The following is a 16,251-nucleotide window of genomic DNA, read 5'->3' as shown; positions in this document are numbered from 1 at the left end:
AGCCATCAAAGATAGCTGCTGCATATTTCCCATATTTTTGAAACCTAGTGGGAATTTGATTGTAATAAAAAAGCTTATTCTTCTTCGTTTAAGATCGTCTCGTCTAAATTCTGACCTGTAACCTCTGCTCTAATTTTTGCTTCTAACTCATCTGATAAATCAGGGTTATCTAACAATAGCGACTTCACAGCATCACGACCTTGACCTAATTTTGTATCTCCATAGCTAAACCAAGAACCTGATTTCTTAACGATTCCATATTCTACACCTAAGTCAATGATTTCACCAACCTTAGAAATACCTTCGCCGAACATAATGTCAAATTCAGCAATACGGAATGGAGGAGCTACTTTATTCTTAACGATTTTTACTTTAACACGGTTACCTGCTACCTCATCAGCATCTTTGATCTGCGATGTACGACGGATGTCTAAACGAACAGAAGCGTAGAACTTAAGCGCATTACCACCTGTAGTCGTTTCTGGATTACCGAACATCACACCAATTTTCTCACGCAATTGGTTGATGAATATACAACAACAGTTTGTTTTTGCGATCGTACCTGTAAGCTTACGTAGGGCTTGCGACATTAAACGCGCTTGCAGACCCATCTTCGACTCACCCATTTCACCTTCAATCTCTCCCTTTGGCACCAATGCAGCAACCGAGTCAATTACGATGACATCAATAGCTCCCGAACGGATTAAGTTGTCAGCAATTTCTAGCGCTTGCTCACCATGGTCAGGCTGAGAAATCAATAAGTTCTCGATATCAACACCTAATTTCTGAGCGTAGTACTTATCAAAAGCGTGCTCCGCATCAATGATTGCAGCAATACCACCTTTTTTCTGTGCTTCCGCAACAATATGCGTTGCTAAAGTTGTCTTACCTGATGATTCAGGACCGTAAATCTCAATGATACGGCCTTTAGGAACACCGCCAATACCTAAGGCGATATCTAAACCTAAGGATCCCGTAGAAATAGACTCGATAGGCTCTACTGCAGTATCACCTAATTTCATGATCGTACCTTTACCGAACGATTTTTCTAATTTATCTAAAGTAAGCTGTAGCGCCTTTAATTTGTCTGAGTTGCTCATATTTTTAGTATATCGAATTCAAAAATAATATAATAATGGAATAATACAAAATTATTTACTAAAAAAATTAGTTTAATATTCCATCTGTAAAGTTAACTTGTTTCTATTTAAATAAATGTTAAGGTTTATTGTTATTCTAGGTCCTTTTCTACAATAGCTTTCGCTTTATAGGTTTTCTCAAAGTATTTGCAGAAATAGGTAATCGGACATTCTTCACACTTCGGTTTCCTTGCCAGACAGATATAACGTCCATGAAGAATCAACCAATGATGCGCAATCGCAATCGTATCTTTCGGCAGGTACTTCACTAATTGCTTCTCTACCGCCAAGGGAGTCGTTGCTCTGGAAGTTAGACCAAGTCGGTTTGCCACGCGGAACACATGTGTGTCAACAGCCATCGCCGGGTTATGGTAGACCACCGAGGATATCACATTTGCCGTCTTTCTGCCGACCCCGGGAAGTTTCACAAGGTCTTCAATCTTTTCCGGCACAACCCCATTAAATTCGCTTAGCAATTTCTGTCCCATACCAACCAAATGTTTGGCCTTATTATTCGGATAGCTCACCGAACGGATGTAAGAAAATACCTCATCGACCGAGCTTTCCGCTAAGCTCTCCGCATCAGGATAACGCGCAAATAGGGCGGGGGTGATCTGATTAATTCGCTTATCGGTACATTGTGCCGATAAGATTACCGCGACCAACAATTCGAAGGGATTACTATAATTTAACTCAGTTTGTGCATCCGGATTGTGCGTAGAAAAATACTCCACAAAAGCCTTATACCTGTCTTTCTTAAGCATAGTCAAAGATACGCATCTTTGAGAGAATTGATAGCTTAACAGGCGTAGATTACAATTGCTTGATAGAAAATTCAAGGAGAAGACGCGCAGTCTGGAAATAAGAAAGGGCTGCACATGGGCAGCCCTAACCTTCTGTTAAGTTTTCCAAAATTAATTCGGATATTTTACACCTCTATAAAGAGAGATATCTACTTTAGGAATGGATGCATTATACTCCTTGTTGATTGCATCAATAAACAAGTTAGCAACGATTGCATTACCCATTGGCGTTAAGTGCACACCGTCTAATGAGAATGCATTACCCGTAATGAAAGCCGAGCTAATACCGATTCCATTGTACACATAGCCACCCTTAACTTTATTTAAGAAGGCATGTACATCAGCAACCGCTACACTTTTGCTTTCTGCTACTTGCTTAATTACAGTGTTGAACTCGTTAACTCGAGCACTTACTTGCGCTACTTCCGCTTCGTCCAATACATTATGGTCCTCGATTGGATTCGCTGGACTGATACCATAGCCAGGACCAACTTCGTTTGGTTTACCCAATGCTGCGGTATTGAAGGTCAAAGGGAATAAATCCTTTGCCGTTGCCGGGCGAACACCAGTTTTTGTTTTGATGATCACATTTTTGAATGCCCCTTGCGATGCCGCTTCTACACCTGCGTTCAAGCGTGCCGTAGTTACCGTATTTAAGAAAGGCACAGCCGTAACATCAGGAATCGTAGCTACAACACCTTTTTGACCTTTTGCAGTCAACGTGGTAATAAAGTTCGTGTATAACTGTGTAAATAAAGGTAGTGATGTCAAATTCTTTGTTGGATCTTCAACCGGACCTACAGGTGTATTTACCGTAGAGACTGCACCGTTCATAGCGTAGCCTAAAACATCATTGTTTCCTAACCAAAAAGAGAAGAACGTATAATCATGACCTGCAGCATACTGAAAGTAAGTCATTGTTGCTGGCGTATTATCCGGCAAAAGACGCTCGAAATAGGGATTGCCATTAGCGGTTCCTACACCCTGTGCAAAAGCCATATCTAAACGCATGCCCGGAACTCCTAAGTTTTGAATAGGGTCGGTATATTTAATATATAATGGTTTCCCAGCTGCATTAGCTCCGCGAATCGCTAAATCAGTTGTTACCGGCTTCATCACAGGATTTCCATCCACTAGGGATTCCAACATAATATATCCGGAACCATTTGCTTTATCTGCCGGGAAGAATGGTGAAGTAAACTCGCCCCCACCCACATTCTTCATCTGCGCTGCCATCAAGTTCGGGAAAGCTACTTTCTGACCTTCTAAATACAGACCATTATCCGCATAACCCGATGTTAACGAGTTACCAATGGCTACATATTTCGAAAAGTCTGCTGTACCCTTACTAAAAGTTGGAGCATCAATTTCGGGTTTACAGGAACTAACAAGTCCTAAAATTGCTAGTCCAATATATAATCTAAAGTTCTTTTTCATTGTTTTCATCAATTAAGGCTTACCATTTATAAGACAGGGAGATACCTGGTGCATGGATATTGGTTTCGTATGCTCCGTGAAGCAATGTTTCCGCATTGGTTGTCGTACGCTTCAAGATCTTCTGGAATACATAAGCTGCAGACATTTCCCATTTCGGGTTGAACTTGTAGGATACACCACCCGCTGCCATGATACGGTTATTATCCGGCGTCTCTGGATATACATATTTCGCTTGAACCGGCGTATAAACATAACCCGCACCTACACGTAATGCCAATGCATCGTTCACATCGTAGTTGATACCTGCTTTACCCGAGAAGGCATTTTGATATCTCTTCTCCGAACGTGTGTCTTGCAATACCGGTGTGTTCGTTTCGTAATCGAATACCAATTCTTTGTAGATATCGTAGTTGATCAATGATCCGTCGATTGCGGCTTGAACTTTATCGCTCAGTGGGAATGCGATACCGATGTTGAATGTAGAAGGTAAAGGCAATTCGGCGTCGAATTTACCATTAGGGAAGTTTGCTGCCAATGAAGTCGGAACCTCAAAAGTAGCATCGCCACCTTCTAGTTTTGTAACAACTTTCGAACGGTAGCTTAAGGAGATTGCAAATTGATCTTCTAGGTTGTAGTGTACCCCGACATTATACCCCATACCCGTACCTGTTCCTTTTAGGGTTGCCTGTCCGGCAGTTCCATCCGGGTAGAACACAGGTAGAGCACGACCTAGATCAACCAATCCGATGTTATAAACAAATCCACCACCTACGCTGAACTGCTCAGTAAGCTTAAAGCTCAATGTTGGTTGTATATAAATTGCGCGCATAGAAAGGTGCGTCAGAGAGAAGCGTCCTGGCCATTCTTTGCCCCAATCTACCGAGCCACCGAAAGGTGTATAAACGCCGATACCGGCTTTCCACCAAGAGTTTTTCGGGCCAAAAGTAGCATAAGCACCAAATGGAGGCGAAATTTGAAATTTCGTATCGTGTGATTCCGTACTTCCATGTTCACGGAAAGCAGATCGGTACATAACAGCACTAGCACCTACCTGAATGGCGTTGTGGTCCATCTTTACTAATGCACCCGGGTTGTAAAATATAGATGTTTCATCTATAAATAGTGCAGAACCTGCGCCGGCCATACCTACGGCTTTCTGACTTTGCGTATTCACTTGCGAGCCTTGTGCATGCAATAGAATAGGGGAAGCTAATAACAAACTCAGTAATAATCGTTTCATATAAATATTGATTAGCGTTTTTTCAAATTAGATTTGATATGCTAACATAGCATTTTTTTATTAATTAAAATAAAAATATTTGTCACAATTTAATAATATGCGAGTAAATGAATATCGTTCAAACATATTTGCATATTAAATGGTTATCTTTAGGAATACAATTCTAAAAGATATTATGGCACAAATTAAATTCAAGGGCAACGCAGTTCATTCGGAAGGAAACCTACCTAAAGTAGGCGATACTGCTCCAAACTTTACACTAACAGCAGGCGACCTTTCTTCTAAGTCATTGAGCGACTTCAAAGGTAAGAAAGTTATTTTAAATATATTCCCGAGTATCGATACTGGTACATGCGCCGCGTCTGTACGCCAATTCAACGAAAAGGCAACAAGCTTAGATAATACAGTGGTTTTAGGTATCTCTAAAGATCTTCCTTTTGCACACTCGCGCTTCTGTGCAGCAGAGGGAATCGAAAATGTAATCACCCTATCAGACTTTAAAGACAATGCTTTCGCAGACGCTTACGGCGTTAAGTTCGCAGACGGTCCTCTAGCAGGTCTATTGAGCCGCTCCGTAGTGGTAATCGACGAAGAAGGTAAAGTAGTTTATACCGAGCAGGTAGAAGAAACTACCGAAGAGCCGGATTATGATAAAGCACTGGCTAGTATTTAAATATTAGATATAAGATTTTAGACATTAGATCTTAGAGTAGGGCGCCGATTAGGCGCCTTTATTTGTGGGTTGTTTTGAACCAGGAAAGGAAGGGTGCAAGGATGGTCAGGATCGGGCAATGTGACGTATGATCGATTGTATTTTTATAGGAGACGTTTCACTAAACGCATGATATCAATACCGTAAATGTGCATACCACTATACGACACTATACCTGATCCTGACCATCCTTGCATCCTTCCTTTCCTGGTTCAAGACAAACTTCACTTCATTTCCTAATTCAAAACAAAATTTCCTTTCTAACCAAAAGTTCAAAACAACCCCCTTAAAAACAAAAAAGCGAACCATTACAGTCCGCTCAAGGTCTAAAATCTTATATCTAATGTCTAATATCTAGCTCGCCCCCAACGCCTGCAAAATATCGCCGATAATATCGTCCTGTTCTTCGATACCTACGGAAAGGCGCACCGTTCCGGGGCGGATACCTAGCTTTTCGCGTTCGGCTTCGGAGAGTTTAGAGTGCGTTGTTGTTGCCGGATGCGTCGCGATACTGCGGGCATCACCGAGGTTGGAGGTGTATTTTATCATTTTGAGGGCATCCAAAAATTTGAATGCGCGGTCTTTTCCGCCTTTCACTTCAAACGTCACGATACCACCGCCTGCTTTCATCTGCTTTTTCGCCAATTCATACTGCGGGTGCGAGGGTAGGAAAGGGTATTTAACGTCGGCAATTTCGGGATGCTGCTCTAAAGTTTGCGCTAATGCCAGCGCATTCGAACAGTGTCTGTCCATGCGCATTCCTAATGTTTCGATACTCTTTGAAAGTACCCAAGCATTAAATGGCGACATGGAAGGACCGGTATGGCGAATCAAGAACATCATTTTATCCATCAATTCTTTCTTTCCCACGACTACGCCACCCAACACGCGACCTTGACCGTCCATATATTTTGTTGCCGAGTGGATGGAAAGATCGAAACCATATTGCAAGGGTTTCTGTAGGTAAGGCGTTGCGAAGCAGTTATCTATGGCAAAAATGATATGTGGATATTTCTTTTTAAGTCCGCCGAGCCATTCTAGATCGACCAATTCAAGGCCAGGGTTGGAGGGCGACTCTAAGAATATAAACTTCGTATTGGGTTGGATGGCTTTTTCCCACTCGTCTTGATTGATGGCATCCACATAAGTCGTGGTGACACCCCAACGTGGGAATAGCTGCGTGAACAACTGATGCGTAGATCCGAAAATCGCGCGTGAGGACACGATGTGGTCACCACTTTCAATGAACCCCGCGAAGGTCGCAAAAACTGCTCCCATGCCCGAAGCAAACGCTAAACCAGCCTCTGCATTTTCTAACAGACAAACCTTATTGATAAATTCTGTTGTGTTCGGATTCGCATAACGAGAATAAACCATCCCTTCCTCTTCTTCTGCAAAAACAGCACGCCCTTGATCGGCACTGTCAAAAATAAAACTTGAGGTAAGGTAAAGAGGAACAGAGTGTTCGCGTAGTGCGGAGCGCTGTGCTTGCTCGCGGATGATTTTGGATTGTTCGTTGTTCATGATGAGCAAATTTATTTACTTTTATGCATAAACTACTAATCTTGTCGAATTTATTTTTGATTTTTTTTTGAGTGATGGCCTCTTCGGTGCCAGCATGGGGAAACGTTTGCTTATAACCCTTTCAAAGCCCTTTCAAACCCAATCTAAAACCCTTTCACAACCGCTCGCGAACGGCTTTGAAAGGGCTATACATTGGGACAGATATGTTGTTGACTTTTCGGAGCTCAGTAGAAGAAATTTGTTTGCTGAGCACGATTAACTTCCAGCGATTGGACTTCCGAAAATGCCGACCGCCAATTCCGCCCAAAGAATGATCAACAGGAAAAGGACGATTGCGGTTCCAATCCAAAAGTTTCTTTTGTTCTTTACGTTTCTCCACAAGAGGTCGATAATGAAGATCGTACCGAATAATAGAATGCCCGCTACCAAAAAGTCGAATGCGTTCCAATTAACCTCATTTGTAAATTGCATAGCTACTATCGGAATGCATAAAAGAACGACAGGGATAAAATAGATCCAGCGTTGTGGGGTGTGATTTGTTATCATAATCTTTTGTTATTAAAAGTACTTTGAAATACAAAGTAAAATATTAGAAACGATTGCTGCAAGTTTTTTGGATAATATTTTAACTAGGTTGGAATAAATCGTTTATCGATACGTTTATGAGGGTAACATTCTAATCGGTAATCTTTTTATTCGTTTTCGAATTGAGTATCTTGAGGGCACATTTAGCGTTATATGAAAAGAACTAAACTATTATCTATCCTATTATTTACTCCTTTTTTAAGTATGGCTCAAACAGAGCCCGCGCCGTATGGCGCAACCCCATCTGAGCGCCAGTTGCGTTGGCATGAGATGGAAATGTACACCTTGATTCATTTTACGCCGACAACTTTTCAAAATAAGGAGTGGGGCTATGGGGATGCTGATCCCAAAATATTTAATCCGACGAAATTTGACGCCAATCAGATTGCTGCTGCGGCAGCTGCTGGAGGTTTTAAAGGGCTGATTTCGGTGGCAAAACATCACGATGGTTTTTGTTTATGGCCCACGGCTACGACCGAGTATTCGGTAGCGAGTTCGCCATGGAAAGAAGGCAAAGGGGATATGGTCCGCGAGTTTAAGAAAGCGTCGCATGCCAATGGACTGCAGTTTGGCGTGTACCTATCTGCTTGGGATCGTAATGATACTCGTTACGGGACAAAAGCTTATGCCGATGCATATCGAGAGCAATTAACCGAATTGATGAGCAATTATGGCGAGCTATTTACATCATGGCATGATGGCGCCAATGGCGGGGATGGCTACTATGGCGGGAAAAACGAAAAGCGAACGATCGACCGTTCTACTTACTATGAGTGGCATGAAAAAACCTGGCCTATCGTGCGCAAGCTGCAGCCGATGGCGATGATTTTTTCTGACGTCGGACCAGACATGCGCTGGGTGGGGAATGAGAAAGGCTTTGCAGCCGAAACTTCTTGGTCAACATTGACGCCAAAAAGTAAAGACGGCAAACCTCCGGTGCCGGGACAGGTTGATGAAACCAATTTGTCCACAGGAGATCGTGGTGGGGAATATTGGATTCCTGCAGAGTGTGATGTTCCGCAGCGACCGGGATGGTTTTACCACGAGGATCAGAATGATCGTGTGAAGACTCCGGATCAGTTATTTGAAATCTACCTGAAGTCCGTAGGCAGAGGGGGAGGAATGAACCTAGGTTTAGCGCCAATGCCGGAGGGTATCTTACATGATAACGATATTTTATCTTTAAAATCCTTTGGACAGAAGTTGAAAGAAACCTTTAAAACTGACCTGACAGCAGGGGCGATGGCGAAGGCAAGCAATGTGCGAGAGAACCACGAGCAGTTTTCGACCGCAAAATTGTTTGATGGCGATCGTTACTCGTACTATGCGTCGGATGATCAGGTATTGAATCCCAGCGTTGAGATTTCCCTACCAAGTGCGCAGACATTTGATTTGATTCGTTTACGCGAAAACATTAAGCTTGGTCAGCGTTTAGACAGTGTGAAGATCTCAGTTTGGGAAAATAGCAGTTGGAAATTAATCGGCGAGGCGACGAGTATCGGCGCAAATCGCTTAATTAAATTAGCGAGTCCGGTAACGGCGCAGCGTTTGAAGGTTGACTTATTCGCACCCGTAGCGCCAACTTTAAGCGAGTTTGCGTTGTTTAAAGAGGCAGCATCGAATTTTGGATTGGCAACGACAGAACGCAAGCGCGTTGCGAAACAGGACATGACAATTATTTCGGCAGATAAGCATGTTAGCAATGCGATCGACAATAATTTGAGAAGTATTTGGGAGACCACGACCAGCAGAAGCAAATTTATTGAGATCCGCTTAACAAAGAATGAATGGCTGACGGGGATGCAATATACGCCACGACAAGATGCAAAGCTTGCTGGTGTGCCGACGAAATATAAAGTCTATAGCAGTAAAGATGGGAAAGCTTGGCAAACTGTCGCTATCGGCGAGTTTTCGAATATAAAGGCAAATGCAACCGCACAGATGATCAATTTTTCTACGCCCGTTGAGGCCCATTATATTCGATTTGAACCTATCGAAGTGTTAAGTGAGGATAAAGCTTTCTCTGTTGCCGAGTTTGATTTATTTGTAAAATAATATGAGGTATATACTTGCCGTCGTTTTATCAGGTTTTGTTTCCTTTTCATCTGCGCAGGACATGAAGCTTCGTTATGATCAGCCTGCGAAACATTGGGAAGAGACTTTGCCCCTAGGGAACGGTTTGATTGGGATGATGCCCGATGGGAAAGTATCCGATGAGCAGCTGGTTTTGAATGAGATCTCTTTATGGTCTGGAAGTCCGCAGGATGCAAACAATTATGACGCACATAAGAGTGTTTCCAAGATACAAGAGCTGCTTTTTCAAGGTAGAAACGACTTAGCGGAGCAATTAGTCAATCAAAACTTCGTATGTACCGGGGCAGGCTCAGGTGGTGGGAAGGGAGCATTGCAGCCCTACGGCTGTTTCCAAAATTTTGGCTTTCTGAATTTTCTGCATTTCGATATCGACGAGGTTAGTAACTACCAGCGCTCTCTGGATATCTCTACCGCACGTGCGCAGACTAGCTTTACGGCAGCAGGAGTAAAGTATCAACGTGACTATTTTACTTCCTTTGCGGACAACGCAGGCGTCGTTCATTTGACGGCGAATAAGCGAAAGTCTATTGGCTTTGCGCTACATTTCTATAGAGATGAAAATATCAAGTCCTATCAGATCAAGGATAACGAAATAACGATCGAGGGGCGTTTGCCCGACGGTAAGGGCGGCGATGGAATGCGCTTTGCAGCGAAGATCAAGGTCATTGCAAAAGGTGGTTCGCTGATGAACTATGATAATCAGCTCGTGATAAAAAAGGCCGATGAGGCATTGGTTTTGTTTGTTGCCAGCACAGATTATTACGATCATGACCCAGTAGCGTACGTTACGGCAGAGATGGATAAGTTGAAAGGTAAATCCTACAAGCAATTAGCAAAGGCACATCAAAAGGCCTACGAGCCGTTATTCTCACGTGTAGATTTAAAACTTGCCCAAGATAGGAGTCAGGAATCGGTACCAACGCCTCAGCGGATAGCTAATTTCTATCAAGATCCAGCATCGGATCCGGGTTTGGCAGCACTGTATTATCAATACGGTCGATATCTGAGCCTATCGAGTGCGGCTCCAGATTTCCCAAATGCATTGCCACCGAATCTGCAGGGTTTATGGGCGCATCGTATCCAGACGCCATGGAATGGCGATTATCATTTGAACATCAATGCGCAAATGAACCATTGGGGCGTTGAAGTGAGCAACTTATCGGAATATCATAAGCCCTTTATCAATCTGATCAAAAAGATTGCGAAGGAAGGAGAGAAGACTGCGAAGGCGTATTACAATGCGCCGGGTTGGGTGGTCTACATGATCACGAACGTTTGGGGATTTTCGGCTCCCGGGGAGAGTGCCTCCTGGGGAGCGAGTACCGCGTCGGGATGGCTTTGCAATCATTTGTGGGAGCATTATCTGTTTACCCAGGATAAGGCGTATTTGAAAGAGGTATATCCTGTTCTGAAGGGTGCAGCGGTATTTTATAAGGCGACCTTAGTGAAGGATCCGAAGACTGGTTGGCTGGTTACTTCGCCTTCTATTTCACCGGAGAATGGCTTCAAGTTAGCCAATGGCAAGCGTGCTGCGGTGGTGATGGGGCCTACAATAGATAATCAAATTGTGCGCGAGCTCTATCAGGCTGTTATCGCTGCGGGAAAGGAGTTGGGTGAGGATGAAGCATTTTCTGATAGCTTACAGCAGGATTTGAAACTTATTCCGCCCGCTGTACAGATCAGTAAATCGGGCAGGGTAATGGAATGGTTAACGGACTATGAAGAAACAGATCCGGAGCATCGCCATGTTTCTCATTTATACGGGTTGTATCCGGCCAATTTTATATCACCTGTCAGCAGCCCGGAATGGGCTGAGGCGGCAAAGAAAACCTTAGCGGTTCGCGGCGACGAGGGGACAGGCTGGTCGCGCGCTTGGAAGATTTTGTTTTGGGCTCGACTGCATGATGGAGACCACGCTTTAGAGATCCTTAGACAGCTGTTGCGCCCGGCGACAGTCGGTGCGACTTCTTATTCGGGGTCGGGTGCCGGAACCTATCCAAACTTGTTCTGTGCGCATCCGCCTTTTCAAATCGATGGTAATTTCGGTGGTTCGGCGGGTATAGCTGAGATGCTGTTGCAGAGCCACGATGGCTATATTCATTTATTACCTGCCTTACCAGGAATTTGGAAGGATGGTGAACTGAAAGGTCTGAAAGCGCGAGGTAATTTCACTGTTGATATAAAATGGCGAAACGGTCAAGTTGTTGATTATCGTATTTCAGCGGCGAAAGCGGGAAACGTGAAAGTACTGGTAAATGGTGCACTACAAGACGTGAAAGTTTCCCTAATAAAATAACTATTGTTACATAGGTTTTTGACCCCTAAATTTCGTTGAGGTACTCAATGAATTTAGGGGTTCGTTATTTTAAACTTAACCTGAAAATAGGGTGTAAGTAATTTCTTTCTTCTATTTTTTTTCAATATAAAATAAGGATGATTATGATTAATATATTGAAAAATAGAGTTTTGGGATTTAGCCAGGCGATAGGTCTAGTGCTAATATCTATGGGTATAATCGCAGGCTGTACGCCGCGAAATGAAACCCCGAATATCGAGGGCGATACCTACCTCGTTGATTTGAATTTTTCGGGTTTTGAAACAAGAGTCCGTCCGATAACGTCCGGTCAAGCGGATGAGCATAGCAACGCTCTCAAAACGCAGGCACGGAATGTTGATGAATTTCCAACGACCTTGTATTATTGGTCCTTCGATGCAGCATCTCTTTTAAGCGACTACTATCAGCAGTCGGCAATTGCACTTTCCTTTTTTCCAGCCAGTACAGCGCACTCCTTTCTCAACGGTTTTCCGAATTCTGCTGTTTCAAACAAGTTGTTGGAAGCAAGGGTAGTAAGTGCGTTTATACTGCCCATTCCAGCGGCGGATATCCGACGTTTGGATAAGCTGAACGTTGAACTCGGCTTGAGCAAGTATAGTGCGCTAGGAGTTGAGCTCGAATATGGCTTTTCTCGTACATCAGTGTTGAGCTTAGTGGGAAAACAAATATCAATCCCAAAAGAACAGTTGGATTTTAGGAAGAACACGCTATCATTCGATCTTAGAGATTTATCTTTTCAGGATAAGGATACGATGTATTTATTTTTAAGCGTGAATCGGGTGCAGTACAGCGATAATAAACATTTTAATCGGAGCAGGTCCGCTGTTTGGGTAGATAATATACGAGTGTCGGGGATTCGAAATGTTCGGAACGATAAATTGAAGAACGACATACACTATTTTATTTTTGATCAGAAAAACAATTTGATTGTAGATCGCGGTAGTTTCGACGCTAAAAATAGTGCACAAAGTTTACGTGTGGAATTACCATTCGGAGAGTATAGTACTGCCACCGTCTACAATAATTCGGTGAACGATCCTTTTTTTCCTGAAGTTATCAATGCAAAGAATGACTTTTATCTCCGTGATAGTATGGAGCTCGATGGGCGTATCTTCGGTTCAATTGATACCTTTAAGGTCGATCGCTCGTTCTCCCAAAAGATAGCGTTGCGAAGAGCTTACAGTCAGGTTCGATTTGAGTTTACAGATGCTGTGGCTCCTAGTAGAGTAACTCAACTTCGCGTGTATCCTGCTCATCATCGCTATACATGGAATCCCTTTTCGATTGTGCTTCCCACGGCAGTAGAATCCAAACCACGGAAACCTTATTTAATCGATTTCAATGCTGTGCGAGAGAGAACGGTGGTATTCAACGAGTTTCTGGGGTTGGAAGCTATGGAAAGGGATCTGAAATATAGAGTCGAGGTGATGGAAGAGGAAAAGGTCTTGCGGACGTTTGAGGTGCAGGGTACTAGCAGGAACAATATGCAATTGGTTTTTAAAGGGCCCTTATTGCCACCTACGACTGGGTTTGGAGGTTTCGAAGTGAGTCTTCAAGAAGAATGGGATGGAGAGAAGGTGGTACAGTTTGACCATGATTAGGTTAATAGGAAGTGGAACCTTGCGGCTCCACTTCCGTTAATCACCAAATTGCATATGATTAACGCAATGTCTTTATGTAGTTATCGATGAAATTAGCTCGCTTTCGAAGGAAGATTTTCATATCCTTTTTCGCTGTCGGAAGATCGTTGCTGCCGAATTTCCAGATTGCAAAATCTTGCTTTTTAGATTCGCGGATGCTTGCGGCGTATTCTTCAATATAAGTGAGCAGGGCGTCTAGTTTGTTGTTTTTATAGTTCGTCCAAGTGGTTTTATAGAGTTGTACCACTTCGGGATCTTTCATGAAGATCTTGAAGAATTTGCTTCCAAGTCGGTTGTCAGTATCGCGTAGCAACGCTATGTCTACGTAATTGAAGTAGGTTTTCAAACCGTCATCATGTCCAAAGGCGGAATCAAAATCCCAGATTGGCCCCATGGTATATTTTCCATTGGCTTTTTTATGGATATAGGTGCTTTTAGGGTGATTGATTTCCATGTTGCCAACCAGCGTGTTAAGAATAGGGTAGTTGACGAGCTGCTGTTTGTCGAACAAATTGCCATATCCATTGTTAGGGAATTTGCTGTCGACAAGTAGTTTCTCGAAATCTTCAAATTCTTTTTTAATGCTGTTAAATTGTGCATCGGACTCGATATCTGGTGCCTTGATCATCATAGGTAGTTGTAGGGCCGCCGATTTAAATTTGAATTCTTCGTCGAAATAGGTATCCATCTCTAGAAGCACACCGTCATCACCGATATTGATGCGTGATGATTTTACTTCGACTTGTTGGGTGAGCATGTAATTTCCCAAGTACTGCCCATTTAGCGTAACATCAACAGGGACGATACTGTTGGTAAAAGGCATAGAGAGCTGCTGACCGACCTTCATGGCGATACCATTGCACATGAGGGTATAATCCTGATAGTTTGCAAGGAGTACCCAATCTTTGGCAGCAGGGAGTCCAAAATACTGGCGTTTTCATCCAGCTTCAGACGGTAAGGTTTTTTAGGAAAGAACCACGTGCTATTTCCACGACCTTTAATTCGTGTTTTCTTTTTGTCTAGGTCGGCTTGAACGGAATTTCCATTGATGCTTACCTCCGCATTTACATAATCATCTTTGCTCGTGATAGCAACTCCGCCATCTGTCGTGATGTAAACATGTGGGATCTTTGCAGCAATAGATTCGTCAAGCTCTGCTTTCTCATCAATATCCGGGACAGGATCGGACTCGGTTGGGCTTGTACAAGCCAGAAATAAACAGCATGATAACATACTGTAATAGATGTTTAGTTTCAATCTCATAGATGGTTGGTTTGGAATGTTAAAGTTACATCGCGCACGAGAGCGATTGGTCGGCGTTGACAATGTTGACTTTCCTTTTTTGGAAATGAGATATGTCTTTTGTCTTCCAATGGATTGGAATACAGGTGGTTATATGTTTGTTATGAATTGTTATTGAAAAAGGGAAATGGTATGGCGTTTTTGTGAGATATAAGATATGAGACAGGTTATTCGGTAAGGGGTTACCTAAAGTGCTTATTCAAGTAGAAATTTAATAAAGCGTTTTTAATTTATTAATACAATAAAAGTAAACTTGTTATATGGTACTTATTTTGGTTGTTGTTATACTCCAATTACTATTTTCTTGGCTTTACTTTACGAAGAGGTCGATGCGGGATGAGCGAGGAAAATTAATCAATATATTAGTTGTTTGTTGTTTATCAGTGATTATCGCTAGCTTCGCAAGGCCTAGTTTTGACAGTCCTGTCGCTCTATTTTATGCCGGAACAATTGGAGTTTGTATTATCACGCTGTCGCTTATTTACGTCAGAAATATCTTTGTTGAACGTAGAACGTCCGGCTATTTAATTCTTTTGGCTGTATTTCCTTTTATCCTGTTTATTGTTTTCCTGTTGTTATATGCGGGGTATGAAGCACAGATATTAGATAGTATTGTTCATTATTATTTAAATTGGATGTTCCACCAAGGTAAAAATGTCCTGCTCGCTTTGGTAGTGTTATATGAACTATCCTTGCTTTACGCAAAACGAGATCAGCTATCCTATTATCTTTCTTCGATTGATGGTCAGCTAGGGTTCTTGTTCGTGGCTTTAAAACTGGCCCTGGTCGCCTTTGTATTCCTGCGCGCATTCTTTGTCGGAGTGGAGACAATCGTGGAGTTTCCGGTACAGGAAACAGCGCTGCTGTTCTTGATTGGAATCTATTATACCTTGTATTTTAAAGGGCTGCACATCGCGGTTTCAAAATATCGGAAGATAATATTACCGGACGCCGAGCTAAAAAGTGGATATGCGCATCAAACGACCGTCCGTACTTGGAATAATTACATTGCAACAGCAGATAAATACATCATAGAGAAACGTCTGTTCCGGATGAAGAATTTTCATATCCGTGACTTAGCTGCCATCTTGGAAATAGATCCCAAAAACCTATCCATCATATTAGAGCAGGGCTTAGGTATTAGTTTTGAAGATTATTTGGACAAACATCGCATTCGTTATTTTGTGGATCATTGCCAGCATATCGATTGTTCTGCCAAAGGAATATTGAACCTTGCCAATGAAGCCGGTTTTGCGAATAAGTATAAGTTTTATAGAGCTTTCAGAAAGCAATACTCCGTGGACCCGCGAGAATACTTACGTCGAATGGATTTCAGTATGACATAGAGAATTTCATGTTTCCATTAAAACTCCAATAGGAGTGAAGGTTCGTGAGGAACTTTGAAAGTAGAGACGTTTAGATAAAAAAGAGAGGCTATCG

The 16,251-nt window shown here is 42.6% G+C and carries 12 protein-coding genes and 1 pseudogene; 5 read left to right on the top strand and 8 right to left on the bottom strand.

The genetic code is table 11. The features are described from left to right. Positions 1-74: 74 nt before the first annotated feature. From recA to B2400_RS01630, 4 genes are all read right to left on the bottom strand, one after another. On the bottom strand, positions 75-1,100 hold the full coding sequence (gene recA, locus B2400_RS01645; RefSeq protein ID WP_260039586.1) for a recombinase RecA: 1,026 nt from the start codon (positions 1,098-1,100) through the stop codon (positions 75-77). Between the two features lie 131 nt (positions 1,101-1,231). After that, positions 1,232-1,903, bottom strand: coding sequence for an endonuclease III (gene nth / locus B2400_RS01640; RefSeq protein WP_149524881.1), 672 nt, complete (start codon positions 1,901-1,903; stop codon positions 1,232-1,234). Between the two features lie 150 nt (positions 1,904-2,053). Continuing rightward, positions 2,054-3,379, bottom strand: a complete 1,326-nt coding sequence (locus B2400_RS01635) for an SGNH/GDSL hydrolase family protein (protein ID WP_293930377.1) — start codon at positions 3,377-3,379, stop codon at positions 2,054-2,056. A 19-nt stretch (positions 3,380-3,398) separates the two neighbouring features. Then, positions 3,399-4,619: an OmpP1/FadL family transporter gene (locus B2400_RS01630; protein ID WP_149524883.1), complete on the bottom strand. Its 1,221-nt coding sequence runs from the start codon at positions 4,617-4,619 to the stop codon at positions 3,399-3,401. Positions 4,620-4,794: 175 nt separating this feature from the next. Here B2400_RS01630 and tpx point away from each other — a divergent pair, with 175 nt between their 5' ends. After that, complete coding sequence (tpx, locus tag B2400_RS01625; RefSeq protein WP_149524884.1) at positions 4,795-5,292, top strand: thiol peroxidase; 498 nt, start codon at positions 4,795-4,797, stop codon at positions 5,290-5,292. A 393-nt stretch (positions 5,293-5,685) separates the two neighbouring features. Here tpx and B2400_RS01620 read toward each other — a convergent pair whose 3' ends face one another. Then, positions 5,686-6,855 (bottom strand): trans-sulfuration enzyme family protein, encoded by a 1,170-nt coding sequence (locus tag B2400_RS01620; RefSeq protein WP_293930375.1) that lies wholly within the window; start codon positions 6,853-6,855, stop codon positions 5,686-5,688. A gap of 255 nt (positions 6,856-7,110) precedes the next feature. Next, positions 7,111-7,401, bottom strand: coding sequence for a hypothetical protein (locus B2400_RS01615; RefSeq protein ID WP_293930373.1), 291 nt, complete (start codon positions 7,399-7,401; stop codon positions 7,111-7,113). 192 nt (positions 7,402-7,593) lie between these two features. On the opposite strand from B2400_RS01615, the gene B2400_RS01610 reads away from it, so the two are divergent. The 3 genes from B2400_RS01610 to B2400_RS01600 all read left to right on the top strand — a co-directional run bounded on the left by B2400_RS01610 (position 7,594) and on the right by B2400_RS01600 (position 13,470). After that, positions 7,594-9,495 carry an alpha-L-fucosidase gene (locus B2400_RS01610; RefSeq protein WP_149524887.1) on the top strand — a complete coding sequence of 634 codons (1,902 nt, stop codon included), beginning with the start codon at positions 7,594-7,596 and terminating at the stop codon, positions 9,493-9,495. 1 nt (position 9,496) lies between these two features. Continuing rightward, the gene (locus B2400_RS01605; RefSeq protein ID WP_293930371.1) at positions 9,497-11,830 is read left to right on the top strand and encodes a glycoside hydrolase family 95 protein; all 2,334 of its coding nucleotides are present in this window, start codon (positions 9,497-9,499) and stop codon (positions 11,828-11,830) included. Between the two features lie 209 nt (positions 11,831-12,039). Continuing rightward, positions 12,040-13,470 carry a hypothetical protein gene (locus B2400_RS01600; protein ID WP_293930369.1) on the top strand — a complete coding sequence of 477 codons (1,431 nt, stop codon included), beginning with the start codon at positions 12,040-12,042 and terminating at the stop codon, positions 13,468-13,470. 58 nt (positions 13,471-13,528) lie between these two features. On the opposite strand, the pseudogene B2400_RS01595 reads toward B2400_RS01600, so the two are convergent. Further along, positions 13,529-14,383: pseudogene (locus B2400_RS01595) on the bottom strand (CotH kinase family protein); the annotation flags it as partial. Then, complete coding sequence (locus B2400_RS01590; RefSeq protein WP_293930367.1) at positions 14,353-14,772, bottom strand: hypothetical protein; 420 nt, start codon at positions 14,770-14,772, stop codon at positions 14,353-14,355. The gene B2400_RS01590 and the pseudogene B2400_RS01595, both read right to left, overlap by 31 nt. Before the next feature lie 299 nt (positions 14,773-15,071). Between B2400_RS01590 and B2400_RS01585 the strand changes: the two genes are divergently transcribed. Beyond that, positions 15,072-16,157 (top strand): AraC family transcriptional regulator, encoded by a 1,086-nt coding sequence (locus B2400_RS01585; protein WP_293930365.1) that lies wholly within the window; start codon positions 15,072-15,074, stop codon positions 16,155-16,157. Positions 16,158-16,251: the final 94 nt, after the last annotated feature.

The organism is Sphingobacterium sp. UBA6645 (genome assembly GCF_002455685.1).
Taxonomy (GTDB): Bacteria; Bacteroidota; Bacteroidia; order Sphingobacteriales; family Sphingobacteriaceae; genus Sphingobacterium; species Sphingobacterium hotanense.
This window is presented reverse-complemented; position numbering and strand designations above follow the sequence as displayed.

Excerpts from the sequence above, each read along its gene's own strand:
- recA (WP_260039586.1), bottom strand. The coding sequence starts at position 1,100 with ATGAGCAACTCAGACAAATTAAAGGCGCTACAGCTTACTTTAGATAAA.
- nth (WP_149524881.1), bottom strand. The coding sequence starts at position 1,903 with ATGCTTAAGAAAGACAGGTATAAGGCTTTTGTGGAGTATTTTTCTACG.
- B2400_RS01635 (WP_293930377.1), bottom strand. The coding sequence starts at position 3,379 with ATGAAAAAGAACTTTAGATTATATATTGGACTAGCAATTTTAGGACTT.
- B2400_RS01630 (WP_149524883.1), bottom strand. The coding sequence starts at position 4,619 with ATGAAACGATTATTACTGAGTTTGTTATTAGCTTCCCCTATTCTATTG.
- tpx (WP_149524884.1), top strand. The coding sequence starts at position 4,795 with ATGGCACAAATTAAATTCAAGGGCAACGCAGTTCATTCGGAAGGAAAC.
- B2400_RS01620 (WP_293930375.1), bottom strand. The coding sequence starts at position 6,855 with ATGAACAACGAACAATCCAAAATCATCCGCGAGCAAGCACAGCGCTCC.
- B2400_RS01615 (WP_293930373.1), bottom strand. The coding sequence starts at position 7,401 with ATGATAACAAATCACACCCCACAACGCTGGATCTATTTTATCCCTGTC.
- B2400_RS01610 (WP_149524887.1), top strand. The coding sequence starts at position 7,594 with ATGAAAAGAACTAAACTATTATCTATCCTATTATTTACTCCTTTTTTA.
- B2400_RS01605 (WP_293930371.1), top strand. The coding sequence starts at position 9,497 with ATGAGGTATATACTTGCCGTCGTTTTATCAGGTTTTGTTTCCTTTTCA.
- B2400_RS01600 (WP_293930369.1), top strand. The coding sequence starts at position 12,040 with ATGGGTATAATCGCAGGCTGTACGCCGCGAAATGAAACCCCGAATATC.
- B2400_RS01590 (WP_293930367.1), bottom strand. The coding sequence starts at position 14,772 with ATGAGATTGAAACTAAACATCTATTACAGTATGTTATCATGCTGTTTA.
- B2400_RS01585 (WP_293930365.1), top strand. The coding sequence starts at position 15,072 with ATGGTACTTATTTTGGTTGTTGTTATACTCCAATTACTATTTTCTTGG.